Source organism: Allosphingosinicella sp., assembly GCF_046295735.1.
Taxonomy (GTDB): Bacteria; Pseudomonadota; Alphaproteobacteria; order Sphingomonadales; family Sphingomonadaceae; genus Allosphingosinicella.
This window is the reverse complement of sequence record NZ_JBKBMQ010000008.1, coordinates 134299-157738: the sequence shown is the minus strand read 5'-3', so window position 1 is coordinate 157738 and position 23440 is coordinate 134299. Positions and strand designations below refer to the sequence as shown.

At 68.9% G+C, this 23440-nt stretch carries 19 protein-coding genes; 10 read left to right on the top strand and 9 right to left on the bottom strand.

The genetic code is table 11. The features are described 5' to 3' along the window. Positions 1-44 precede the first annotated feature (44 nt). The 3 genes from ACK4K7_RS09480 (at position 45) to ACK4K7_RS09470 (ending at position 3422) form a co-directional block, all read left to right on the top strand. Complete coding sequence (locus tag ACK4K7_RS09480) at positions 45-932, top strand: polysaccharide deacetylase family protein (protein WP_431865477.1); 888 nt, start codon at positions 45-47, stop codon at positions 930-932. A 136-nt stretch (positions 933-1068) separates the two neighbouring features. Further along, positions 1069-1992, top strand: a complete 924-nt coding sequence (locus tag ACK4K7_RS09475; RefSeq protein ID WP_431865475.1) for a polysaccharide deacetylase family protein — start codon at positions 1069-1071, stop codon at positions 1990-1992. Then, entirely contained in the window at positions 1989-3422 is a 1434-nt protein-coding gene (locus ACK4K7_RS09470; RefSeq protein ID WP_431865473.1) for an aldehyde dehydrogenase family protein, read from the top strand. Before ACK4K7_RS09475 ends, ACK4K7_RS09470 begins: the two co-directional genes overlap by 4 nt. Before the next feature lie 340 nt (positions 3423-3762). On the opposite strand, the gene ACK4K7_RS09465 is transcribed toward ACK4K7_RS09470, so the two are convergent. From ACK4K7_RS09465 to ACK4K7_RS09440, 6 genes are read right to left on the bottom strand one after another with little or no spacing between them, the layout of a single operon-like run. After that, the gene (locus tag ACK4K7_RS09465) at positions 3763-4122 is read right to left on the bottom strand and encodes a hypothetical protein (protein ID WP_431865471.1); all 360 of its coding nucleotides are present in this window, start codon (positions 4120-4122) and stop codon (positions 3763-3765) included. Beyond that, positions 4119-5342 carry a methyltransferase domain-containing protein gene (locus ACK4K7_RS09460; RefSeq protein ID WP_431865469.1) on the bottom strand — a complete coding sequence of 408 codons (1224 nt, stop codon included), beginning with the start codon at positions 5340-5342 and terminating at the stop codon, positions 4119-4121. Before ACK4K7_RS09460 ends, ACK4K7_RS09465 begins: the two co-directional genes overlap by 4 nt. Further along, complete coding sequence (locus ACK4K7_RS09455) at positions 5339-6469, bottom strand: nitrilase-related carbon-nitrogen hydrolase (protein WP_431865467.1); 1131 nt, start codon at positions 6467-6469, stop codon at positions 5339-5341. Before ACK4K7_RS09455 ends, ACK4K7_RS09460 begins: the two co-directional genes overlap by 4 nt. A gap of 13 nt (positions 6470-6482) precedes the next feature. After that, complete coding sequence (locus tag ACK4K7_RS09450) at positions 6483-8039, bottom strand: FAD-binding oxidoreductase (RefSeq protein WP_431865465.1); 1557 nt, start codon at positions 8037-8039, stop codon at positions 6483-6485. Further along, on the bottom strand, positions 8039-9334 hold the full coding sequence (locus ACK4K7_RS09445) for an MFS transporter (protein ID WP_431865463.1): 1296 nt from the start codon (positions 9332-9334) through the stop codon (positions 8039-8041). The genes ACK4K7_RS09450 and ACK4K7_RS09445 overlap by 1 nt, the downstream gene beginning before the upstream one ends. A 24-nt stretch (positions 9335-9358) precedes the next feature. Then, positions 9359-11872: a TonB-dependent receptor gene (locus tag ACK4K7_RS09440; protein WP_431865461.1), complete on the bottom strand. Its 2514-nt coding sequence runs from the start codon at positions 11870-11872 to the stop codon at positions 9359-9361. Positions 11873-11978: 106 nt separating this feature from the next. Between ACK4K7_RS09440 and ACK4K7_RS09435 the strand changes: the two genes are divergently transcribed. Then, positions 11979-12659, top strand: a complete 681-nt coding sequence (locus tag ACK4K7_RS09435) for a hypothetical protein (protein ID WP_431865459.1) — start codon at positions 11979-11981, stop codon at positions 12657-12659. Between the two features lie 111 nt (positions 12660-12770). Further along, positions 12771-15389, top strand: a complete 2619-nt coding sequence (locus ACK4K7_RS09430; RefSeq protein WP_431865457.1) for a TonB-dependent receptor — start codon at positions 12771-12773, stop codon at positions 15387-15389. A gap of 63 nt (positions 15390-15452) precedes the next feature. Here ACK4K7_RS09430 and ACK4K7_RS09425 read toward each other — a convergent pair whose 3' ends face one another. Beyond that, entirely contained in the window at positions 15453-16853 is a 1401-nt protein-coding gene (locus tag ACK4K7_RS09425; RefSeq protein WP_431865455.1) for a flavin monoamine oxidase family protein, read from the bottom strand. A 1-nt stretch (position 16854) separates the two neighbouring features. Beyond that, the gene (locus tag ACK4K7_RS09420; protein WP_431865453.1) at positions 16855-17772 is read right to left on the bottom strand and encodes a DUF1838 family protein; all 918 of its coding nucleotides are present in this window, start codon (positions 17770-17772) and stop codon (positions 16855-16857) included. Positions 17773-17882: 110 nt separating this feature from the next. Between ACK4K7_RS09420 and ACK4K7_RS09415 the strand changes: the two genes are divergently transcribed. The 5 genes from ACK4K7_RS09415 to ACK4K7_RS09395 are packed head-to-tail and all read left to right on the top strand — an operon-like array spanning position 17883 to position 22662. Next, on the top strand, positions 17883-18716 hold the full coding sequence (locus ACK4K7_RS09415; RefSeq protein WP_431865452.1) for an HpcH/HpaI aldolase/citrate lyase family protein: 834 nt from the start codon (positions 17883-17885) through the stop codon (positions 18714-18716). Then, positions 18709-19218 carry a MaoC family dehydratase gene (locus ACK4K7_RS09410; RefSeq protein WP_431865450.1) on the top strand — a complete coding sequence of 170 codons (510 nt, stop codon included), beginning with the start codon at positions 18709-18711 and terminating at the stop codon, positions 19216-19218. Before ACK4K7_RS09415 ends, ACK4K7_RS09410 begins: the two co-directional genes overlap by 8 nt. Further along, entirely contained in the window at positions 19219-20397 is a 1179-nt protein-coding gene (locus ACK4K7_RS09405) for an acyl-CoA dehydrogenase family protein (RefSeq protein WP_431865449.1), read from the top strand. Beyond that, on the top strand, positions 20394-21584 hold the full coding sequence (locus ACK4K7_RS09400) for a CaiB/BaiF CoA transferase family protein (protein WP_431865448.1): 1191 nt from the start codon (positions 20394-20396) through the stop codon (positions 21582-21584). Before ACK4K7_RS09405 ends, ACK4K7_RS09400 begins: the two co-directional genes overlap by 4 nt. Position 21585: 1 nt before the next feature. Then, on the top strand, positions 21586-22662 hold the full coding sequence (locus tag ACK4K7_RS09395) for a CaiB/BaiF CoA transferase family protein (RefSeq protein ID WP_431865446.1): 1077 nt from the start codon (positions 21586-21588) through the stop codon (positions 22660-22662). Between the two features lie 2 nt (positions 22663-22664). On the opposite strand, the gene ACK4K7_RS09390 is transcribed toward ACK4K7_RS09395, so the two are convergent. Then, positions 22665-23414 (bottom strand): GntR family transcriptional regulator, encoded by a 750-nt coding sequence (locus ACK4K7_RS09390; protein ID WP_431865445.1) that lies wholly within the window; start codon positions 23412-23414, stop codon positions 22665-22667. Between the last annotated feature and the right edge of the window lie 26 nt (positions 23415-23440).

Here is a 23440-nt window from a genome sequence, read left to right as displayed (position 1 = left end):
CTTCGCCCTCACCCTCCCACCCTCTCCCTTAAAGGGAGAGGGGCATGATGGAGGCCGATCCCGAGCTCTACGATTTCTCCCCCTATCGCGGCCGGCCGAAGCTCGTCTGGCCGGGCGGCAAGACCTGCGCGGTGTGGGTGGCGCCCAATCTCGAATTTTACGAGATCGACCCGCCCGCCAATCCGCAGCGCAAGAGCTGGGCGCGCCCGCATCCGGACGTGGTCGGCTACGGCCACCGCGACCATGCCAACCGGGTGGGGCACTGGCGCATGGCCGAGGCAATGAGCCGCCACGGCTTTCCGGGCTCGGTCAGCCTGTCGGTCGCCCTGTGCGACCATATCCCGGAGGTGGTAGAGGACGCCGCCGCGCGCGGCTGGGAATTCTTCAGCCACGGCATCTACAACACCCGCTACAGCTACGGCATGGACGAGGCGCAGGAGCGGGCGATCATCGAGGATTCGATCCGCACCGTGGAAGCGGCGACCGGCCAGCGCATCCGCGGCTGGCTGGCCCCCGCGCTCACCCACACGCCCCGCACGCTCGATCTCATCGCCGAATACGGCCTCGATTATACCTGCGACCTCTATCATGACGACCAGCCGACCCGGGTGAAGGTGAAGTCCGGCCGGCTGACGGCGATCCCCTACAGCCTGGAGGTCAACGACCATTACGGCTTCTTCATCTACAATATGAGCCCGCGCGAATATGCCGACACGCTGATCCGCCAGTTCGACCGGCTCGCCGAGGAAGGGGAGAGATCGGGCACGGTGATGTGCATCCCGCTCCATTCCTATCTGATCGGCCAGCCGCACCGGATCGGCCCGTTCGAGGAGGTGCTGAAGCATATCGCCGCCGACGGCCGCGCCTGGATCGCGAAGGCGGGCGAGATCGTCGACAGCTTCGTCGCGCAGACGGAGGAGGCGGCGCAATGAGGCCCCGCTCCGCCACCCCGAGAACCGTTCGGCCTGAGCTTGTCGAAGGCCGCTCCTTCTCTTCTCCCACGCGTTCGAACAAGAAAAAGGCGGCCTTCGACAGGCTCAGGCCGAACGGATGTTGGGAGGCGGCGCGATGAGCCTCGACCCCTCCTATCTCGACTATCCCGCCCGCCGCCGCGGGATGGACCACCAGCTCTACCCCTATTCCAGCCTGTTCGATCGGCCGCCGGTCGCCTGGCCCGGCGGCGCGCGGGTGGCGCTGTGGTGCGTCGTCAGCCTGGAATGGTTTCCGCTGACGCCGTCCGACACGCCGTTCCGCGCGCCGGGGCACATGCAGACGCCCTATCCCGACTATCGCCATTACACGGCGCGCGAATATGGCACCCGGGTCGGCTTCTACCGCCTGCTCGACGCCTTCCGCGCCGTGGGGGCGAAGGTCTCGGTGGCCGTGAACGGCGCTATCGCCGAACGCTATCCGCGCCTCGTCGAGGACATTCTCGCCGACGGCCATGAGATCGTCGCCCATTCGACCGACATGAACGGCACGATCGCGACCGGGCTCGAAGAGGATGCGGAGCGGGCCCTGATCGCCCGCTCGCTCGACATGCTGGAGCGCGCATCGGGCCGGCGGCCGCGGGGCTGGCTGTCGATCGCCCGCTCGCAAAGCTGGAACACGCCGCGCCTGCTGGCCGAGGCGGGGCTCGATTATATGTGCGACTGGCCTAACGACGAGCTGCCCTACCGGATGACGACCGCGGCCGGGCCGATCGTCAACCTGTCCCTCAACCACGAACTGTCCGACCGGCAGGTCATCACCGTCCAGCAGCAATCGGCCGATTCCTATGCGGAGCAGGTGATGGACGCCTTCCGCCTGCTCGACGCCGAGGCAAGTGCATATGGCGGGCGGATGCTGCCGCTCCATCTCACGCCCTATATCATCGCGCTCCCCTACCGGATCGCCGCCTTCGAGCGGCTGCTCGGCCGGCTCGCCGAGGGCGGCGCCTGGTTCGCGCGGGGCGACGAGATATTGGACGCGTGGCAGGCGCAGCAGGCGTGAGCCTCGGCGTCCGCAATCCGCGCACCGGGCTGATCGACTACAGCATCGATCCGCTCGGCCCCGGCGAGGTCGCCGCCCGCGCCGCGGCGCTGCGCGAGGCTCAGCCCGGCTGGGCGGCGCTGGGGCCCGAGGGCCGCGCCCAAGTCCTGCTGCGCTGGGCGGAGGCGATCGACCGCCGCACGGACGAGATCGCCGAGGCGCTCACCATCGACACCGGCCGGCGCGGCATCTCGCGCATGGAGGTGGCGGGCCTCGCCCGGCTGGTGCGGCGCTGGGCCGAGGCCGCCCCAAGGCTGATCGGCGACGCGGAAGCGAAGGAGGCGCCGACCTCCATTCCCGGCATTTCGGTGCAGCCGCGCCTCGTCCCCTATCCGCTCATCGGCGCGATCAGCCCCTGGAACTTCCCGCTCACCCTCGCGCTCATCGACGCCGTCCCCGCCCTCGCCGCGGGCTGCGCCGTCCTGGTCAAGCCGTCCGAAGTGACGCCGCGCTTCATCGCGCCGCTGATGCGCAGCGTCGGCGACGTGCCGGAGCTGGCGGCCGTCCTCGACCTGATCGAGGGCGACGGCGCGACCGGCGCGGCGCTCGTCGAACAGGTCGATTTCCTCTGCTTCACCGGATCGGTGGCGACGGGCCGCAAGGTCAGCGAGGCGGCCGCCCGCGCCTTCATCCCCGCCAGCCTGGAGCTTGGCGGCAAGGACCCGATGATCGTGCTGGCGAGCGCCGATCCGGTCGCGGCGGCGGCGACCGCGCTCCGGGCGAGCGTGGTCAACACCGGCCAGGCCTGCCAGTCGATCGAGCGCATCTACGTGGCGCGGGCGATCGCCGGTCCCTTCCTCGACGCCCTCGTGCGCGAGGCGGAGAAGGTGCGGCTCAACGCGGCCGACATCGCCGAGGGCGATATCGGCCCCTTCATCTTCGCCCGCCAGGCGGAGATCGTCGCCGCCCAGATCGACGATGCCCGCGCGAAGGGCGCCCGCATCCTTGCCGGCGGCGAAGTGGAGGAGCATGGCGGCGGCCTCTACCTGCGCCCCACGATCCTTGCCGACGTGACGCCCGAAATGGCGGTGATGCGCGAGGAGACGTTCGGCCCCGTCCTGCCGGTCACCCCGTTCGACACGGTCGAGGAAGCCGTGGCGCTCGCCAACCAGGGGAGCTTCGGCTTGTCGGCGGCGGTGATCGCCGGCACGACCGGGGAGGCGGCCGCGGTCGCCGCCCGGCTGGAGGCCGGCGCCGTGTCGATCAACGACGGCGCGCTCACCTCGATGGTGTGGGAGGCCGAGAAATCGAGCTTCAAGCTGTCCGGCCTCGGCCCGTCCCGCATGGGCGCAAGCGGCCTGATGCGCTTCTTCCGCCGCCAGGCCCTGATCGTCCAGCAAGGCGCGCCGCTCCCGCTCGGCGCCTATTCCGAGGAAGCGCTGGGGCGGTAACCCCCCAATCCTCCCTGTGGAGCAAAGCTCCATGGGGAGGGGGACCAGCCGAAGGCTGGTGGAGGGGCGACCGGCGCCGTTTGCCCCTCCACCGCACTTCGTGCGGTCCCCCTCCCCATCCGCTTCGCGGACAGGGAGGATTGGAGCGGCACGCCCGTTGATTGCGAGCTGTCTCGTCGCCGCCCGGCTTGGGACGGTGAGCCCCCATCCTCCCCGTGGAGCAAAGCTCCATGGGGAGGGGGACCAGCCGAAGGCTGGTGGAGGGGCCGACCGGCGCCGATTGCCCCTCCACCGCACTTCGTGCGGTCCCCCTCCCCATCGCCTTCGGCGACAGGGAGGATTATAAGTCGCGCAGTTGCCGGCTGACGTCCTCCAGCGGCGGCTCGCTTTCCTTCAGCGCCTCAAGGTCCTGGTGCACGCCGCGCAGGATGCGGGCGATATATTCGCGGGTGGCGGCGCCGCGCTCGAAGCCGGCGTCCCGGTCCGGCGCATAGGCATCGATGTCGGCGCGGCTGATCGTGCCCTTCCGCTCCAGCAGCCGCTCGACCGTGTCGAGCCGCTCGCGCAGCACCGACACTTCGCCCGCCACCGCCATCAGGATCGACAGCATCCGGTCGAGCGCCGGGTCGTCGAAATATTGCGGCCTCTTCCCCTTGGGCTTGGCGTTGGCGCGGACCGCCCAGTCGATCTCCTCGCTCATTCCGCGGCCGCCCTTGCCGCTTCCGCCTGCTTCCAGGCGCCATAAGCGTGCCAGGCGGCGGCGCGGCCATGATCCTCGCCCTCGCCATGCTTGCTCTTGGGGAAGATCGTCTCGTCGACCACCGCCACCACGCCGGTGGTGAAGATGTCCTCGCGGTCGAAGCCCGCCTTCACCATCTCCTCCTTGAGGTCGAGCGCGTGCATCGCCGACCAGAAGGGCTCGTTGTTGTTGAACGCGTCCCAGTCGCGGATGAACTGTTCGTAGAGCGGCATCTCGTCCGAATATTGCGGCTGCTCGAGATGCAGCATCAGCCCGCCGGGCGCGAGCACGCGGTACAGCTCGTGGAGGATGCGGGGCAGCGCCTTGCCGCTGGTCTCGTGCAGGAACATGGTCGTCTGCACCCAGTCGAAATGGCCGTCCGGCCAGCGCGACAATTCCTCGGCGCTCGCCTGGACGAAACGGATGTTGCGGGCGCCGAGCGCCTGGGCGCGGGCATGGCCGTAGCGCAGCACCGGCGCCGCCGTGTCGATCGCGATCACCTCCGTCTCCGGAAAGGCGAGCGCGAGCGGGACGGCGTTGTGGCCGATCGTGACGCCGATATCGAGGATGCGGCGCGGCACCCAGCCGGGCCGTTCCTTGCCGATCCATTCGACCAGCGCCTGCCCGCCGCCGTCGGAAAGCGCGCCGAGCCCGCCCGCCGTCGTGGCGAAGATGCCGCAATCGTAATTGGCGCCGGCCGAAACGTCGCCCGGCCGCTCCTCGCCATGATAGGAGCCGGGCATGCAGTGGATGTCGACCGCCGCCTGGTAGCGCGGCACCTCCACCTCGGGATGGAGCTCCAGCGTGTCGCGGCCCTCATTATACTGGCGGGCGCGGGCGTCGAGCTCGTCCAGCTGGCGCAGCACCATCGCCCGGCCGTTCTGCTGGCGCATCTCCATCGAGTTGCGCTTCAGCGCCGACCAGAAGCGGTGGTAGGGATCGCGGTTCATCGCCGCCCGGATCTCGAACCGGTCCCTGGGATCGCGGCCATGCTCCTTGCGGAAGGCGGGGAGGACGCGCCGGTCGTAGGCGAGCTTGTTGCCCGCGCCGAGCACGCCCGCGACATATTTGTTGAGATTGGCGAGGAAGTTGAACCGTGCAGCCTCGTCGTGGCGGGGTTCGGGGAACACGCCGTGCCGGGCTACGGCCGTGTAGGGCGGTGCCACATCTTCGCGTTTCATATCAGTCCCTTTTTCGACAATCGCTCGATCACCTCGTCATGAACGCGCCGGAAATGGTCGCGGTCCGGGATGCGGACCTGGTTTCCGTCGATCAGGCTGTCGGCGCGCTGGAAGTCGGCATCGGCATAGACCTGCGCGAACAAAGCGGTGCGCTGGCGCGCCAGATAATTGGTCATGCCGGGCTTGCGCCGCTGCGCGCGCAGGCCGTCGAGGTCGATGTCGGCGAAGGCGGTGAAGGTCTCGCCGCTGTTCGATTCGGCGAGCAGCGCGCCCTTGTAATCGACCACCACGGAATTGCCGTCGGCGGAGGCGAGCGGCATCGTCGTGCCCTCGATCCCGGCCGTGTTGGCGGAGACGACATAGGCGATGTTCTCGAACGCCCTTGCCCGCTTGGCGATGTCCTTCTGGGTGGCGAGCGGGGAGCCGATCTCGCTGGAGCTGTGGACGAAGATCTCGGCCCCGCGCAGCGCGTGGGCGCGGGCGATCTCGGGATAGAGGATCTCCTCGGACGCGATGGCGGCGATGTTGCCGATCTCGGTCCGCGCCACCGGGAACACGCCCTCGATCCCGTAGATGTCGAGATAGCGCGACCAGACGTCGTGCGGCGTCGGCGCGAACATCGAATTGAGCCGCCGATAGCGCAGCACCACCTCCCCGCTCGGCGCGACGAGGAAGCTCGTCTGGAAATAGAGGCCCGGAAAGTGCCGGTCGGTCTCGTAGGCGTTGCCGGCCAGGAACAGGTTCTGGCTGGAGGCTATGCGGCCCAGCGCCTCAAATTCCGGCCCGTCCTCGGCGATCGCCCCCTTGTCGGCGAAATCCGGGATCGAGATGCGGCCCGGATAGGAGGTCAGCAGATATTCGGGCAGCACGGCGAGCCGCACCGGGCTGCCGCCATACTGGGCGATGAAGATCGAGGCGGAGCGCAGCTTCGCGCCCACCTCCTCGATCATGGCCAGCATCTGGCGGCGGGCGGCGGCGCGGTCGGGCGCGGCCTCCACGGAACGGGCGGCGAGCTGCATCGCGACGGCGGCGAAGGCGGGGCTGCGGGTCATGGCGTGGCCAATGTGCGGCCATGGCAGGGCCGAGGCAAGCATGGCGGCGATCGTCTGGCGCCGGTCGATGAGCATCTGTCGCCCTCCCTCACAGGCCGAGGCTTCCCGGGTTCATCAGGCCGCCGGGATCGACCGCCTGCTTCACCGCCTTCAGCAAGGCCCATGCGCCGGGATCGTGCGCCTCGCCGAGGCGATAGGTGCGCCCGATCTGGAGGTGCGCCGCGCCGAGCCGGGTGAAGAGATCGACCACGCCTTCGCGCAGTTCCTCCACCAGCCGCCGCGCCTCGGGGTTGCGCGCAAAGCCCTTGAGGCGGGCGAGGTGCGCGGGCTCGACCGAGCGGCGGTGGAGCTCGTCCAGCGCGTCGGGCCAGAAGAAGACCGGCTCGATCAGGCAGCAGGACGGGCTCACCGCCGCGAACATCGCGCCCGCGCCGACGCCCAGCCGCTCCATCTCCTCCGCCCGGCCGGCGAACAGCGCCTGGATCGCCGCCCATCCCTCGGCCAGCCGGCTGTGCGGCAGGAAGCCGTGGACGGGCACCCAGCGTTCGCCTTCCGGCCCGACCATCGAATTGACCGGCGGGAAGGGGTTGGCGCGCAGCACCTTGGGGATGCTGTTCTCGACCGGCCTGCCCCCTTCCGCCGCCGCGATGTCCGCGATGGCGGCGAGATCGGCGTCGGCCGCCGCCTGGTGGCGCGCCTCGCAGACCGCGTGGAGCGAGAAGCCGGCATCGTCGAGGAAGGAGCGGCCGGCGGCGACCACCTTCGCGCCTTCCTTCAGCGCCTTCCAGGCCGATCCTTGCGCCTTCATCATGTTGAGGAGCTGACCCGCATCCTTCGCCAGGCTGTCGCGCTTCATCCTTTGCGCCTGGAGGAACGGATCGAAGCCGAAGCATTCGGAGGTGAGCCCCTCGCGCGCCACCGCGCTCATTGCGCGCAGGAACGATCCCTCGTCGGCGAAGGCGTAGGAGCCGTAGGCGAAGGCCGCGCCCTCGCGGACGAGCTGCAGCGTCACCGTCGCCTTGATCCCCAGCGCCCCGGTGTCGCAGGCGAACAGGCCGGTGAGATCGGGCCCGTAGGGGCGGAAGAAGTCGCTGCCGGTCGAGACGATCCGCCCGTCCGCGAGCACGACCTCGAAGGCGAGCGCGGCGTTCGCCACCGTCCCGTCGCGCGCGCCCCAGAAGATGCCGTTCTGGCTCATGCCGCCGCCGATGCTGGCCTTGATGCCGGACAAGGTGCCCCAGGCGCGGGCGCGGAGGCGCCTGGGCTTCAGCGCGCGGTGGAGCGCCTCCCAGGTGCAGCCCGCCTCGACGGTCGCGGTCATGTCCTCCTCGTCGATCGCAAGGATGCGGTTCATCCGCCCGAGATCGACGATCAGCGCGCCGGGCGCGTCGGGGACATAGCCCTGCGTATAGCTCATGCCGCCGCCGCGTGGCACGATGGCGACGCCCTCGCCGGTCGCGAGCGCGACGGCCGCGGCCAGCACCTCCTTGTCGGCGGGGCGGATCACGGCGAGCGGTGCGGGCCCGGCGGCGAACACGTCCTGCGCGTAGAAGGCGCATTCCGCGGCGTCGGTGATCAGGCCTTCGGGGCCGAGCAGGTCGGCGAGGCGGCCGATGAGGCCGGGCGCATGCGCCGCCTGCGCCATCAGGCCGCTTCCGGCAGGCCCGGCGCCGGTGCCGGCGCTGCCGCGGGCCTGGTCCAGTCGGGATAGCGGCCGAGCACGAGGAGCAGCGCGCCGCCCATCACGAACAGGCCGGCCGCCGCCATCAGCATCAGGTCGTAGCTGCCGGTCGCGTCGCGCACGCCGCCATAGACCATCGGCGAGATGGCCGAGAAGATGCCGAACGGCATGTAGAGGAGGCCGTAGATCTTGCCGTAATGCGCCATGCCGAAATAGCGCGAGGCGAGATAGGCGATGACGTCGCTTTCCGCGCCCGCCGCGAAGCCGAGCATGAAGCCGCCGATCACCAGCGGCATCAGCGCCGTGGACGTGCCCATCAGCATGAAGCAGGCGATCGCCGGCAGGACGAGCACCGGAAAGGCGACGGCCGGCGCCCAGAAGCGGTCGAACAGCATGCCGACGATGATCCGGCCCGACATGATGCCGAGCGCGACCACGCCCATCACGCTCGCCGCCGTGCCGACCCCGAAGCCGTGGAGCTGGACGATCTGCGCCATGTGGATGTGCGCGCCGCCATAAGCGAGCGCGATGCAGGCGATCGACAGCAGCAGCACCCAGAAGCGGTAGGTGCGCGCCGTCTCCTTCACCGTCATGCCGAGCACCGCCCCCGCCGAATCGGAGAGGCCGGCGGGCCGCTCCTCCGGCCGCGGCTCGCGGAACATGAGGAGGCCGATCGGCAACGCCACCAGCAGCGGCAGCAAGGCGAGCGCCGGAAAGGCCATGCGCCAGCCATAGGCCTCGGTCACCCGCCCCGCGATCTGCGGCACGACCATGCCGGCAAGGCTGGTGCCGAGCAGCATGATGCCGAGCGCGAGCCCGCGATTCCTGAAGAACCACATGTTGATCGCCCGGCTCCAGGTGACGGGCGTAGATCCGATGCCGATCAGGCCGACCAGCAGCCACAGGAGATAATAGCCGGTGAGGTTCGACGGCGTGAAATAGAAGAGCGAGAAGGCGACCGCGAACAGGAAGAGCGAGGTGAGCGCCACCGGCCGCACGCCGTGGCGGTCGGCGAGCCCGCCCACCACCGGCGCGAGCAGGGAGGCGGTGATGCCGAAGATGGTGACGCCGAGGCTGATCTCGAGAAAGCCCCAGCCGAATTCGGCGTTGATCGGCCCCATCACCAGCGGCAGCACGTTGAACGGGATCGGCGAGGCGCCGCAGGCGACGCCGAGCAAGGCCGCCGACAGCGGCTTCCAGCCGAGCCTGAATTCGCCGCGTCCCGCCGCCGCCGCTCCGCTGTGTGCTTCAGACGCCACGCTTACCTCCCGATCCGGCGCGGGTCAGAACCGCACCCGCGCGCGCGCCGTCCAGGTGCCGGGCGCGTTGAAATAGCTGTAATTGGCGAGCGAGGATTGCAGGTAGCGCTCGTTGAAGCAATTCTGGCACTCGATGCTCAGCCGCCAGCGGTCGCCGTCGCCGGACAGCGCCAGGCTGGCATTGACCAGCCAATAGCTTTCCGCCCGCGATCCGGTGATGAACTGCCCGGCGAAGGGATTGGCCGGGAAGGTGCCGTTGGTGCCGGTGATCGCGCCGGTGTAGAAGGTGAGGTTGCTGGTCTGCACCTCGTAAGCGGAGCGATAGGCCGCGTTCACCGCCGGCGTCAGCGTGAGCCCCCCGCCGAGATCGGCATTGTAGCTGCCGCCGATCGCCAGCGACCAGTCCGGCGTGCGTACAGGCGTCGCGATGTCGCCGGTGACGGTGACGATGCCCGTGCCGCAGGCGGGCGTCTGCGGCGTTCCGGGCACGGCGCCGGTCGCGAGCTGCGCGCGGCAGGCGGCCTGCTGCGCCGCGACGGAGGTGACGCCGTAGATGTCGATCGCCGGCGCGTTCCGGTCGATGATATATTTGTCCTTCTGATAGCCGATATTGGCGAACAGGCTCAGCGCATCGACCGGGAACCAGCTGATCTCCGCCTCGACGCCGCGGTTGCGGTAATCGGCGAAGTTGCGGGTGAGGAAGGTGATCGCGCCGGTGGCCGGATTGACCAGCGCCGAGGGCGTCTGCAGGTCCGACACGTCCATCTGGTAGACGGCGAGATTGGTGCGCAGCCGCCGGTCGAAGAAGTCCGCCTTGAGGCCCGCTTCATAGCTCCACACCGTCTCCGGCCCGAACGGCAGCACCTGGCTTGGCGCCGTGCTGCGGGCGTTCCAGCCGCCCGACTTGAAGCCGCGCGTGGCGCTCACGAAGAACAGCAGGTCGCGGTGCGGCTGATAGTTGGCGGCGAAGCGCGGCGTCCAGATCTTGACCCTTTGGCTGCGCGGGATCGGAATGCCCGACGGCGCGATCAGATTGGGATCGGAAAGGCATGTGGCGGGAAGCGGCGCCGCCGCGCAGATCGCACGGTTGTCGCGGAACGACAGGACCTTTTCCTCGTCCGTGTAGCGCACGCCCGCCGTCAGCGTGACTTCCTGCGTGACGTTGAAATCGGCCTGCGCGTAGCCGGCATAGGCACGCGTGCGGTTGTCGAGCGTCCGGTCGGCGAGCAGCAGCGGGGTGCCGCCCGGCGCGCCGGTGAAGATCGAGAAGACGTCGGCGAAATCCGTCTCGTTGTCCTCGTCGAGATAATAGAGGCCGGTGACGAAATCGATGAAGCCATCGGCCAGCGAGCCGTTCAGCTTCACTTCCTGCGTGAACTGGCGGTGGCGCCCGTCGTTGATGATGGTGAAGCCGCCGCGCGGGAACCCGCGCACCGGCGGCACCGGCACGGCGAGGCTCGGGCCTCCGCGTCCGTCGAAGAAGTCGAGCGCGAATTGCTGGCCGAGCGAGACATAGCCGGTGATGAGGTTCACCGTCATGTTCTCGGCGACGTCGAATTCCAGGTTCGACGTGACCAGATGCTGCGCAGCATGATTGCCCAGGCCGAACTCCGCCTTGCGCCCGCTGATCGCCAGCGGAAGATAGGGCGACGGCGAGATGCGCCGCCCTTCCCGCAAGCCCGTCGTCGCGAAACGCCCGCCGCAATTGGCCGGATTGGCGGGATCGCAATCGAAATCGAGCAGGTTTTCGGCCCGGCTGACGATATAGGCCCAGGAGGCGTTCCAGCGCACCGTCGGCGTGATCTCCGCCCGCACGGCGGCGCGGGCGCCCCAGCCGTCATTGTCGTTCAGCCGGTCGCCGGTCACCGTGTTGCGGACATAGCCCTTGTCGTCCTGCCAATAGCCGCTCACCTTGAAGGACAGGCCGGGCGCCGCCGGCAGGTCGACCGAGGCGCGGCCGAGCAGCATGTTGAACCGGCCGTAGCCGATCTCCGCGAAGCCGCCGAACGTGTCGCCCGGCCGGCGCATGATCACCGCGACCGCGCCGCCGGTGGTGTTGCGCCCGAACAATGTGCCCTGGGGCCCCCGCAGCACCTCGATCCGCTCCACGTCGAACAGGCTGAGATTGTTCGCGTTCTGGCGCGACAGATAGATGTCGTCGACATAGGTGCCGACCGGCGGATCGAAGGTCGCGATCGTTTCCGTATTGCCGAGCCCGCGCAGATAATAAGCGTTGGCCGATCCGATGCCGGTGTTGTTCGATCCGAACAGGTTGGGGACGAACTGGATGAGCTCCAGCGCCTCGGTGATGCCGCGCGCCTCGAGCTGTTCGGACGAAAAGGCCGTGATGGAGATCGGCACGTCCTGGATGCGTTCGGCGCGGCGCTGCGCGGTGACGATGATGTCGGCGCGTGGGCCGGTGTCGGGGGCCTCCTGCGCGGCCGCCGCGGACGGCGGCGGATCCTGCTGGTCGGCGGCGCGCGCCGTCCCTTCGAACGCCATCACAGAGGCCGTGGCCAGCAGCAACGCCTTTCGCATCCCATCCTCCCTGACCGTCTAGCGGGTCAATTTGTCCGGACAACTTTGACAATGTTGCGCAGCATATGCAAGACCGTCTTTGGTCCCGGCGCTCCGGAGAGGAGGGGTGAACGTGCAGGCAATCGGCTATCCGACCATCGTCTATCTTCATCTGCTGCTGTTCGTGCTCTGGCTCGGCGCCGATGTCGGCGTCTTCATCCTGGGCCAGCATTTTAGGAAGCGGCAGGTCTATTCGCTGGACCAGAGGCTGGCGCTGCTGAAGCTGCTGGTGATCGTCGACCTGGTGCCGCGGGCGGCCTGGGCGCTGATGGTGCCGATGTCGCTCACCGTGCTCGCCGCCGGCGCCTGGTGGGACGTTCCCGCGCCCTTGCTCGTCGCTTCCTGGGCGGCGGCGGCCCTGTGGCTGTGGCTGATCCTCGACACCCACAAGCATGAGGGCACCGAGCGGGCGGCGCGCAACCGACGCAACGAAACCTTCCTGAAGCTGCTGCTGACCGCTTTCTATCTCTGGCTGGGCGTCCAGTCGCTGCTGACCGGCGCGCCGCTCGCCCCCCTCTGGCTGGCGCTGAAGGCGCTGGCCTTCGCCCTCATCTTCCTCGCCGCGATCATGATCGACGCGATGTTCCGCCCGGTCGGCGGGCAGCTCGGCCGGCTGATCGCCGAAGGCTCCTCCGACGCGACCGAGCTGCCACTGCGGCGCACGATGGACCGGACGCGGATCTGGGTGTGGGTGGTCTACGCACTGCTGCTCGTCACCTCCTATCTCGGCTCGGTGAAGCCGTTCTGAATTGCGCCGGAGCCACAGCCCGCCGCTTAAGCATCTTTGCGACAAAATTTGTCTGGACAAATTTGAAACGCTGCTGACACAATGCCGCAAAAATACCGGGAGGGATGATCGATGCGACTCAAGACCTACCTGCTGGCCGCGGCCGCGACGACGACGGCGTTCACCGCGATGCCCGCTCTGGCCCAGGGACCGGTGACCGAGGAACGGGGCGAAGGCACCATCACCGGCACCACCGGCGCGGGGCGCGACCAGAGCGGCGGCATCCCCGACATCCTGGTTACCGCGCGCAAGGTGGAGGAGCGGCTCCAGGACGCGCCGGTTGCCGTGTCGGTGGTCTCGAGCGCGATGATCGAGGAGCTCGGCCTCGACAATCTCAACGACTTCGCCCAGCAGGCGACCGGGGTCAGCTTCAGCCAGGCGTTCGGCCGTTCCACCGACCGGCCGGTAATCCGCGGCCAGTCGAACGTGCTCGCCGGCGTGCAGGCGGGCGTCGAGACCGGCGCCGCCTTCTTCATCGACGGCATCTATTATCAGGGCGACATCCAGGGCTTCGACCCGCAGGCGATCGAGCGGGTGGAGGTGATCAAGGGTCCGCAGTCCGCGCTCTACGGCCGCAACACCTATGCGGGCGCGATCAACTATGTGACCAAGGACCCGACCTCCGTCTTCAGCGGATCGGGGCGCGCCCGCGCCGCGCAGCACAACGAATATGAGATCGCCGGATCGATCTCCGGTCCGATCATCCCCGGCGTGCTCGGCTTCCGCGCCGGTGGCCGCTTCTTCACCTATGGCGGCGAATATGTGAACCAGCTGACCGGCAAGAAGGTTGGCCAGGAGGAATCGACCTCCGCCTATCTGACGCTGCTCGCGGAGCCGACGCCGGACATCCGCATCCGCCCGCGCATCATGTGGCAGCGCGACGACGACGGGCCGCTGGCGATCTTCCTGCAGGGCGCCGAATCGAACAATTGCTTCCCCGGCTTCCGCTCGCCCGCGCACCGCCAGGGCAATCCGATCTTCCAGGCCTATCCGGTCACCCGCCGGTCGGAGAACCGCAACCAATATTTCTGCGGCGTGATCCGGCCCCAACCGAACAACATCCGCCTCAACACCGATCCGATTGACCTCGGCCCGCCGCTCGGCGTGCGCGACGGCACCGCGTTCGACGGCGTGTTCAACGAACAGATCATGATCTCCAACGTGCTCGACTGGGACGTGGCGGGATCCGGCTGGGTGGTCTCGAGCCTCACCGGCTATCGCCGCAACAAGAATCTGTTCGGCACCGATTCGGACCACAGCGACGCCTTCGTCTATCTCGTCCCCTTCACGCCGCCGGCGGCGCTCGTCGGCGTCGAGCCGGCCTTCGCCAACACCAACCGCGACCGGCAGCGCGACTTCTCGCAGGAAGTCCGGATCGCGAGCCCGGCCAACCTGCCGGTGCGCGGCTTCCTCGGCGCCTATTATTTCCGGCAGCGCTTCCAGACGGTGGACATCACCTTCGCCAGCGGCCCCGCCGGCCTGCCGCTCGGCACCGATCTTTCGCAATATGCGACCATCGACAATCGCGCCGTGTTCGGCCTGCTGGCCTGGGACATCACCGAGCGGCTGACCGTCACCGGCGAGCTTCGCTACCAGCGCGAGCGGAAGACGCTGATCGACCGCTCGTCGGCGACCAACATCTTCTGCGCGGGCGCGCAGGACCAGGCGGGGACGTTCGGCTTCACCGGCACCTGCCTGCCCGCGGGCACCTTCTCGGGATGGGACCCCCGCCTCACGATCGACTATCGGACGCCGGGCGGCACCCTGTTCTACGGCGTGCTCGCCTCCGGCCGCAAGCCGGGCGGCTTTAACGGCACGGCGGGCGTCACGGCGGCGCAGCAAACCGGGCAGCAGGCGTTCATCGGCTACCTGCCCGAAAAGTCGCGGGGCGGCGAACTCGGCATCAAGGCGGACGTGCTCGATCGCACGCTGCGCCTCGCCGCCGCCGTCTTCTACAACAAGCTGTCCGAGGTTCAGCTGACCAGCGCCATTCCGAACCCGACCGGCACCGGCGCGCTCACCTCGATCGTCACCAATTCCGGCGATGCGCGCAATTACGGCTTGGAGGTCGAGGTGCGGGCGGTTCCGACTCGCGGCCTCGATATGAGCCTTGGCGTCGCTTATGTGAACGCCAGGTTCACCCGCGGCTGCGACGCGGACGAGTTCATCCTCCGCTCCGGCGGCCTGCGGCCCAATTTCGACACCCGCAACCCGCCGGCGTCCGCGCTGCCGCTGTGCGACATTTCCGGCCGGCGGCTTCCGCTCGGCAGCCCGTGGCAGATCAACGGCTCGATCTCCTACGACACGGCCCTGTCGCCGCAGAGCGACTTCACCTTGTTCACCAACACCAATTTCAGCTTCGAAGGCAGCAAATATGTGCAGGTCCACAATCAGGCCCGCACCGGCGAGACCTTCCTGCTGAACGCGCGCGTCGGCATCCGCAACGAGCGCTTCTCCGTCGCCCTGTTCGGCCGCAACCTCACCAACGAGGACACGATCCCGCTCGCCACCCGCTGGTTCGACCTGCGCTACGGCACGGGCACGCGCAACCTCCCGGCCGGCGTCGGCAACCCGCCGGCGCTGACCTTCGACGGAAGGCCGGCGCAGATCGAGACCGGGTCGCCGCGCGGCTTCTTCGGAACGCTGCGCAAGGGACGGACGGTCGGCGTCGAGGCGACCTTCCGCTTCTGATCCGATGCCTGTGAAGGGGCTCGCCGTCTGCCGCGGCGGACCCTTCCTTCTCGTCTCGCCGGTTCAGCTTCGTGCCAATATCCGCGCGGCCGCGCGGGCGCCGCTTTCGAAGGCCGCCTCCATGCCGGTCGCTTCCTCGGCCAGATGCTCACCGGCGAACAGGAGCCGGCCCTCGCTGGAGCGAAGCATCGCCGCGAGCATGGCCGCCTGGCCGGCGCCGAGGCTGTGATAGGCGCCGCGGGCGAACGGGTCGCGCGTCCAGCTGGTGAAGCCGGTATGGACGAGCCCGCCTTCGAGCCCGGGAAACAGCGCCTGCAGCCGCGCCGCGGCCCGGCGCGCGCCGACCGCTTCCCCGATCCGGTCCATCCGGTCCGCAAAGGCATTGTTGTACCAGAATTTGAGCTGCATGCCGTCTCCGGCCGGTCCGGCGCGGAACACGCGCCCGAGATCCGGATCATCGGTCCACAGGATCTGCGGCAGGGCCTGCGCCTCGGGACCATAAGCGACGAAATGATGCTGCGTGACGCGCACATAGGGGAGCGTGGCGATCAGGTGGGCGGCCGGCAGCGACAAGGGCGCCTCGACCGGGATCTCGCGCAGAGCCGCGAACGGCATCGTGCAGATCGCATGGCGGGCCCGCACCGCGGCGCCGCCGGCGAGAAAGACGTCCACCCCGCCGCCGTCCTCGCGGATCGCGCGGACTTCCGCGCCGAGACGCACCGGGCCGCGGAGCGCCCGCAGCATCGCCTCTGGCAATCGCTGCGAACCGCCGGTGACGGTGAAGATCGGCCCGGCCCCGGCGCGGTAGACAGCCGCCTGGCGGAGGAAATGCAGCGCCGACACGCTCTCGATCCCCGAGGCATTGAGGTTCGCCGCGGCGAGCCGCAGCGCCTCTTCGTCGGCGCCCTGCCGCCGCATCGCTTCCGCGAGCGGCACGTCCTCAGCCCAGGCCGGCGCCTCCAGCCAGGAGCGCGGCCCCTCATGCTGCGGCAGGCGTCCGAGGAAATGGCGCTCGATCCCGTCGGGGAGCACCGCCTTCAACGGCTCGGGGAGGCGATTGGCGGCCGCCGCCGGCCAGTCCGCCGCGGCGACCTTCCCGCCTTTCACGACATAGCCGGCGGGACGGGCCGAAGGCGGCGGCGGCGCGGGCTCCAGCCCGACGCCGAGCGCCTCCGCCACCTGGCGGAGACGGCGATAGGCGCTGCCGACCTGAACGCCGCCCGCTTCGGGACGTCCAGGCAGCGCGTCGAGCGTATGCAGCCGCCCGCCCGGACGATCGCGCGCCTCGAGGATGAGCACCTTCTGCCCCGCCTGCTCCAGCAAGGCCGCGGCGTGGAGGCCGGCGAGACCGGCGCCGATCACCACCACATCCGCCTCGGTGCTGCCCCACGCCAGCCGAGGCGCCGCCCCGGCGGCGATCGCCGCCGCGCCTCCGACAAGCAGGGCGCGGCGGCTCAGCGGCACGTCAGTGTCCCTGGCGCGGCGCCTGCTGGCCCTGCCGCGCCCGTTCCTCGTCCACCATCCGCTTGAACACCGTCCAGGTGGTGTCGTTCGGACGCGCGTCGTCGAGCGGCGGCGGCGCGACATAAGCGGGATAATTCGCCGCAATCTCGTTGCGCAGCACCAGCGGCAGATCGTCGAAGCTGCGCAGCTTCGTGCCCATGGCGTTGAACACGATCTGGCCCTGCCGCCCGCGCATCTTCATCCATGGCATCCAGTCGGAAATGCGGACCCAGGAGACGGTCGGATAGACGGTCGGATGGCGCCGCGCGTCCATCGCTTCGTTGGCGTCCATCGCGAAGTCGAAAATCTCCATCGCGTGATATTTGTTGCCGACATAATCCTGGTAATCGCCGGCGAGCGGGTTGGTGTAGAAGAGCGGCACTTCGATCGGCATCAGCAGCCAGCGGCCGACCTGCCGCGCGTTCAGCCGATAAGGCGTTCCGTCCTGGCCGCGCGCATAAGTGAAGCCGCGGCTGTTCACCGGATCGTTGGCGATGTGCATCACCGGCACGGTTTCACCGGTCCAGGGGTTCCGCCACTCGCGCACCACCTCGTTGGTGACGGGATCGGTGTAGAGCATGATCTCGCGCGAGACCATGCGCCAGCCGGGTCCACGCACCGGATCGTTGGTGGAGACGCACTGGCGGACGTTCATCCCCTCGCCGTTGAAGATGTGGCGGTCGGGTTCCCCTTGCACGCGCGAATAGACCTTGCCGTACCAGTAATAGACCGCCGGCACCCCGTCCGCCGTCCCGCACTGCACCCGCTTCGAAATCTCCAGCGCATCCTCCGGCCGCTGCGGGTCGAGCATGCGGTTCTGGCTCCACGCCGGGGCCGCGGCGGCGACTATCGCCGCCGTCGCCAACAAGCCTTTCTTCATTCGATCCTCCTCCTGTTCGAACCCAAAAAGATGCGGTGCGCGCGTTTCCGGTTGACTTTGGATTTGTCCGGACAAATTGTTAGCCACAGTCTCCAGGGGAGGGCAAGCGTTTGAATCGGTCGGCCGAGCTCAGCTCCATCCTGTTCGTGCCGGGTTCGCGGCCGGACAGGTTCGGGAAGGCGCTCGCCAGCGGGGCCGATCTCGTCTGCATCGACCTGGAGGACGCGGTCGCGGATGGCGACAAGGATGCGGCGCGGGAAGCGGCGCTCGACGCCATCGCGGCGGGCGACGCGCGGCTCGCGCTGCGGATCAATGGGCTCGCCACCGCGCACGGGTTGCGCGACCTTCTGGCGCTGCGCGAGGCGGAGCGGCGGCCGGCTTTCCTGTTCCTGCCGATGGTGGACGACGCATCGCACCCCCGCATCGCCCGCTCCGTGCTCGGGACGGACGCGCCGCCGCTGGTGCCGCTGATAGAGACCGCCGCCGCCCTGCGCCGCGCCGAGGAGATCGCCGACGAACCGGGCGTCTCGGCGCTGATGTTCGGGGGCGGCGACCTTGCCGCCGAGCTTGGCGTGGAGCTGGCGTGGGAACCGCTGGCCGCGGCGCGCGGCCGGTTCGTGCTGGCGGCGGCGGGGCGCGGCCTGGCGCTGATCGACGTCCCCTTCGTCCATATCGGCGACACGGCCGGGCTGGAGCGGGAGGCGCGGCAGGCGCGGCGCCTCGGCTTCACCGCCAAGGCCGCCATCCATCCGGAGCAGGTGGCGCCGATCCGGCGCGCGTTCGCGCCGTCGGAGGAGGAAGTGGCGGAAGCCCGGGACGCGATCGCCGCGTGGCGCGCGGCGGGCGGCGGGGCGGCCCGCCACAAGGGACGCATGCTGGAGGCGCCGCTGATGCGCCGCTATGAAGCGACACTGGCCAAAGTGGAGAAGAACCAAGATGCGTGACGGCGCGATCGAAGTGGCCCCGGGCCGCTTTCGCGAGACCTTCGGCCGCTACTTCGAGGATTTCGAAGTCGGCCATGTCTACGAGCACCGGCCCGGCCGGACCATTACCGATGCGGACAATGTCTGGTTCACGCTTCTCACCATGAACACGCATCCCGCCCATTTCGACTATGAATTCGCGAAGAAGACGGAGTTCCAGAAGCCGCTCGTCTGCTCGCCCTTCACCGTCGCCCTGATGGTCGGGATGAGCGTTTCGGACGTGAGCCAGAAGGCGGTCGCCAATCTCGGCTGGCAGGACATCAAGCTCACCCACCCCCTCTTCCCCGGCGACACGCTCTATGCCGAAAGCGAGGTGGTGGAGAAGCGGGAGTCGAAGTCGCGGCCGGAACAGGGGATCGTCACGGTGCGTACCACCGGCAAGAACCAGCATGGCGACGTCTGCTGCACCTTTTCGCGGTCGATGCTGATCTGGAAGCGCGGCCACGGGCCGATGGAGAGCTGAATGGCGACCGCCCACGATCTCGCCGCGCCGCACATCGATCCCGAGGAGGAGGAAGCCTTTCTCGACGCGATCGACCGGTGGATCGAGCGGGAGGTGAAGCCGGTCGTCATGAAGTTCGACCATGACGACCTCTATCCTTCCGACCTCGTCGAGCAGATGAAGGAGATGGGGCTGTTCGGCGCCACCATCTCCAAGGATTATGGCGGGCTCGGCCTTCCCGCCACCACCTATGCCAAGATCGTCGCGCGGATCGCGTCCCATTGGATGGCGCTGACCGGCATCTTCAATTCCCACCTGATCATGGCGGTGGCGGTGGAGCGGTTCGGGACGTCGGCGCAGAAGGCGCACTGGCTCCCCAAATTCGCGACCGGCGAGCTGCGCGGCGGCCTCGCGCTCACCGAGCCCGATGCCGGCACCGACCTCCAGGCGATCCGCACCACGGCCGTGCGCGACGGCGACGACTATGTCATCAACGGAACCAAGACCTGGATCTCGAACGGGGTCGAGGGCAGCTGCTTCGCCTTGCTCGTCAAGACCGATCCCGCCGCCGAGCCGCGCTACAAGGGCATGAGCTTCTTCATCGCGCCCAAGGGCGAAGGCTTCACCGTCGGCAAGAAGTTCGAAAAGCTCGGCTACAAGAGCATCGACAGCGCCGAGCTGGTGTTCGACAATTACCGCCTCCCGAAGGAGAATCTGATCGGCGAGGCGGAAGGGAACGGCTTCTTCCAGGCGACCGGCGGGCTGGAGCTCGGCCGCATCAACGTCGCCGCGCGCGGCGTGGGCCTGTCCGAAGGCGCGCTTCGGCTCGCCACCGAATATGCGCAGCTCAGGAAAACGATGGGCAAGCCGATCGCCGAGCATCAGGCGATCCAGTTGAAGCTGGGCGAGATGGTGACCCGCGCCCGCGCGGCCCGGCTCCTCACGCTCGACGCCGCCCAGGCCTATGACCGGGGCGAGCGGTGCGACATGGAAGCGGGCATGGCGAAATATTTCGCGTCCGAAGCCGCCGTCCGCAACGCCGAGGAAGGCATGCGCATCTTCGGCGGCTATTCCTATTCCAAGGAATATGAGATCGAGCGCTATTACCGCGACGCGCTGCTGATGTGCATCGGCGAGGGCACGAACGAGATGCAGCGAATCATCATCAGCCGCCAATGGGTGAAGCGGAACCCGGCATGAGCGCCCTTCCCCTTTCGGGCTTCCGGATCGTCTCGGCGGAGCAATATGGCGCCGGCCCCTACGGCACCCAGTTCCTGGCGACCCTGGGCGCGGAAGTGATCAAGATCGAGCCGCCCAAGGGTGGCGACACGGCCCGCCTCGTGGGTCCGCATTTCCTGCGCGCGGGGGAGAGCGTCTATTTCCAGACCTTCAACCTCAACAAGCGCTCGCTGACCCTCGACCTGCGCCGGCCGGAGGGGCAGGAGATATTGCACCGGCTGGCGGAGGGTTCCCATGCCGTCGCCAACAACATGCGCGGCGACCTTCCCGAGAAGATGGGCCTCACCTACGCCGCGCTGGCGGAGGTCAATCCGGCGATCGTCTGCGCGCACCTGTCGGCTTATGGCCGGGACAATGAACGCGCGCGCTGGCCGGGCTACGATTATCTGATGCAGGCCGAGGCCGGATTCATGGCGCTGACCGGCGAGCCGGACGCCCCGCCCACCCGCTTCGGCCTGTCGATGGTCGATTTCATGGCCGGGACGATGATGGCGGTCGGTCTGCTCGCCGCCCTGGTCGACGCGCAGCGCAGCGGCAAGGGGCGCGACGTCGACGTCGACCTGCTGTCCGCCGCCGTCCACCAGACCAGCTACCCTGCCGTCTGGTATCTGAACGAGCGCGACGTCACCGGCCGCGCGCCGCGCTCCGCCCATCCGTCCGTCACGCCCAGCCAGATGTTCCGATCGGCCGACGGCTGGGTGTTCGTGATGGCGCAGCTCCCGAAATTCTGGACCATATTGACGGATCGGATCGGCCGGCCGGAGCTGGCGGACGATCCGCGCTTCGCCACGCCGGCGGCGCGGCTCGCCAATCGCGGCGCGCTGACCGAGATGCTCGACGGCATCTTCTCCCAGCATCCGACCCGCCACTGGATCGACCTTCTCGCCGGCCACATGCCGGTGGCGCCGGTCAACGGGCTGGACGAGGCGCTGGACAGCGACTTCGTCGCCCGGACCGGCATGGTCGCCGAGGCGCCGCACCCTGACCGGCCGGATCTGCGCGTCCTTGCCGCCCCGATCCGCGTCGACGGCGCCCGTCCGCCGGTCCGCGCCGCACCCTTGCTCGGCGCCGACACCGACGCGATCCTCGGCGAGATCGGCTACGATGCGGAGGAGATCGCGCGGTTCAGGCAGAACGGCGTCGTCTGACATGGCGATGCTGAGCGGGATCAGGGTCGTCGACCTCAGCCTGTTCCTGCCGGGCCCGATGATGACGCTGATGATGGCCGATCACGGGGCCGAAGTGGTGAAGGTGGAGCCGCCCGGCGGCGATCCCGCGCGGCAGATGGCCCCGTTCGAGAACGGGCAGTCGGTGTGGTTCCGCGGCCTCAACCGCGGCAAGAGCAGCCTCGCCCTCGACCTCAAGAGCGAGGAAGGCAAGGCCCGGCTCTGGGAGGAGATCGCGGCGGCGGACGTGTTCGTCGAAGGCTTCCGCCCCGGCGCGATCGCACGGCTCGGCTTCGGCTATGAGGAGGTGGCTGCGCGCAATCCCGGCATCGTCTATTGCTCGATCTCCGCCTTCGGGCAGCAGGGGCCGCTCGCCCATCATCCCGCCCACGATCTGGCGGTGCAGGCGCTGTCCGGCTTCCTGTCGGTGAACGACGGAGCGGACGGCGATCCGGTCGTGCCGGGCGTCCCTTCCGCCGACATGGCGGCCGGGCTCACCGCTTTGTCGGCGGTGCTGATGGCGCTGATCGGGCGGCAGCGGACCGGGCGCGGCGCTTATATCGACTGCGCGATGTTCGATTCGCTCCTGCCCTGGTGCGCGCATATCGCCGGCGGGGCCCTCACCGGCGGAGCCGCGCCGCGGTCCGCCGACCAGCGGTCGTTGGGCGGCGCGGCCTTCTACGGCGTCTACCGGACACGCGACGGGCGCCATGTCGCGCTCGGCGGCCGCGAACCCAAATTCGTTGCCAACCTGCTGACGGCGCTCGGCCGTCCCGATCTCATTCCGCTCGGCGAGGCTCCGGCCGGCGCGCCGCAGGCCGAGCTTCGCGCCTTCCTCGCCGAGACGTTCGCCGCCCGCACCCGCGACGAATGGGTGGCCTGGTTCCACGACAAGGATGTCGCCTTCGCCCCCGTCCTCGACTTCGCCGAAGCGCTGCGCCAGCCGCACGTCGCGGCGCGGGGCCTGGTCGTCCAGTCCGACGGCGCGCAGATCGGCCCCGCCTTCCGCTTCGAGGGAGAGGACTGGGCGCCCCGCCCGGCGCCGGAGCTCGGCGGATGAGCCTAGCCGTCCACCTCGATATGCATCGCATAGGCGAAGCGGTCGCCGGGATGGTGGCTGACCGAAATCTCGAAGATGCGCCCACGCTGGTCGAGATAGCAGCGCATGATCCGGAGGCAGGGGCTGCGCCGAGGCACGCCGAGCTGCTCGGCCACGTCGGCGCTGGCGGGCACGGCCTGGATGTCCTGCGTGACCCGCGCGACGGTCACGCCGGCAAGCTCCTCGAGCTGCTGGAAGATGGTGCTCTTAGCGACGTCGATCCGCTCGGCCGCGGCGGCGAGATCGGAGTGGATATAGGCGTCGGTCAGCGCGATCGGCTGCTCGTCGCCGATGCGGGTGCGGATGCCGCGCAGATGGTGCCAGGTGCCGTGCGCGTCGATCCCGATCTGCTCGGCATGCTTGCGCGGGATGCGCGCCTTGCCGCAATGGCTGAAGGTGAAGCGCGTGTCGCGCGCATATTGCAGGATTTCGGCGACGTTGGAGAGCGGCTGGTGGAGCGCGCCGGCGCGCGCCGCGGCCGGCTGGATCACCGTGCCCGAACCGCGGCGGCGGGCGATCAGGCCTTCGGTCTGGAGCTTGCGCAGCGCCTCGCGGACGGTGAAGCGGCTGACCCCATGTTCCTCGCAAAGCTCCGACTCGGTCGGGAACACGTCGGGCTGGGCATAATTGCCCTTCAGAATTTCGTCGCGAAGTTGATCCGCCAATGCGATGTAGCGGGGCTTTTTCGGCGTCTTGACTGCGCTTTGCGGCACGTTTTCATGTCCTCGAGCGACATAGA

Excerpts from the sequence above, each read along its gene's own strand:
- ACK4K7_RS09480 (WP_431865477.1), top strand. The coding sequence starts at position 45 with ATGATGGAGGCCGATCCCGAGCTCTACGATTTCTCCCCCTATCGCGGC.
- ACK4K7_RS09475 (WP_431865475.1), top strand. The coding sequence starts at position 1,069 with ATGAGCCTCGACCCCTCCTATCTCGACTATCCCGCCCGCCGCCGCGGG.
- ACK4K7_RS09465 (WP_431865471.1), bottom strand. The coding sequence starts at position 4,122 with ATGAGCGAGGAGATCGACTGGGCGGTCCGCGCCAACGCCAAGCCCAAG.
- ACK4K7_RS09460 (WP_431865469.1), bottom strand. The coding sequence starts at position 5,342 with ATGAAACGCGAAGATGTGGCACCGCCCTACACGGCCGTAGCCCGGCAC.
- ACK4K7_RS09455 (WP_431865467.1), bottom strand. The coding sequence starts at position 6,469 with ATGCTCATCGACCGGCGCCAGACGATCGCCGCCATGCTTGCCTCGGCC.
- ACK4K7_RS09450 (WP_431865465.1), bottom strand. The coding sequence starts at position 8,039 with ATGGCGCAGGCGGCGCATGCGCCCGGCCTCATCGGCCGCCTCGCCGAC.
- ACK4K7_RS09440 (WP_431865461.1), bottom strand. The coding sequence starts at position 11,872 with ATGCGAAAGGCGTTGCTGCTGGCCACGGCCTCTGTGATGGCGTTCGAA.
- ACK4K7_RS09430 (WP_431865457.1), top strand. The coding sequence starts at position 12,771 with ATGCGACTCAAGACCTACCTGCTGGCCGCGGCCGCGACGACGACGGCG.
- ACK4K7_RS09420 (WP_431865453.1), bottom strand. The coding sequence starts at position 17,772 with ATGAAGAAAGGCTTGTTGGCGACGGCGGCGATAGTCGCCGCCGCGGCC.
- ACK4K7_RS09410 (WP_431865450.1), top strand. The coding sequence starts at position 18,709 with ATGCGTGACGGCGCGATCGAAGTGGCCCCGGGCCGCTTTCGCGAGACC.
- ACK4K7_RS09405 (WP_431865449.1), top strand. The coding sequence starts at position 19,219 with ATGGCGACCGCCCACGATCTCGCCGCGCCGCACATCGATCCCGAGGAG.
- ACK4K7_RS09400 (WP_431865448.1), top strand. The coding sequence starts at position 20,394 with ATGAGCGCCCTTCCCCTTTCGGGCTTCCGGATCGTCTCGGCGGAGCAA.
- ACK4K7_RS09395 (WP_431865446.1), top strand. The coding sequence starts at position 21,586 with ATGGCGATGCTGAGCGGGATCAGGGTCGTCGACCTCAGCCTGTTCCTG.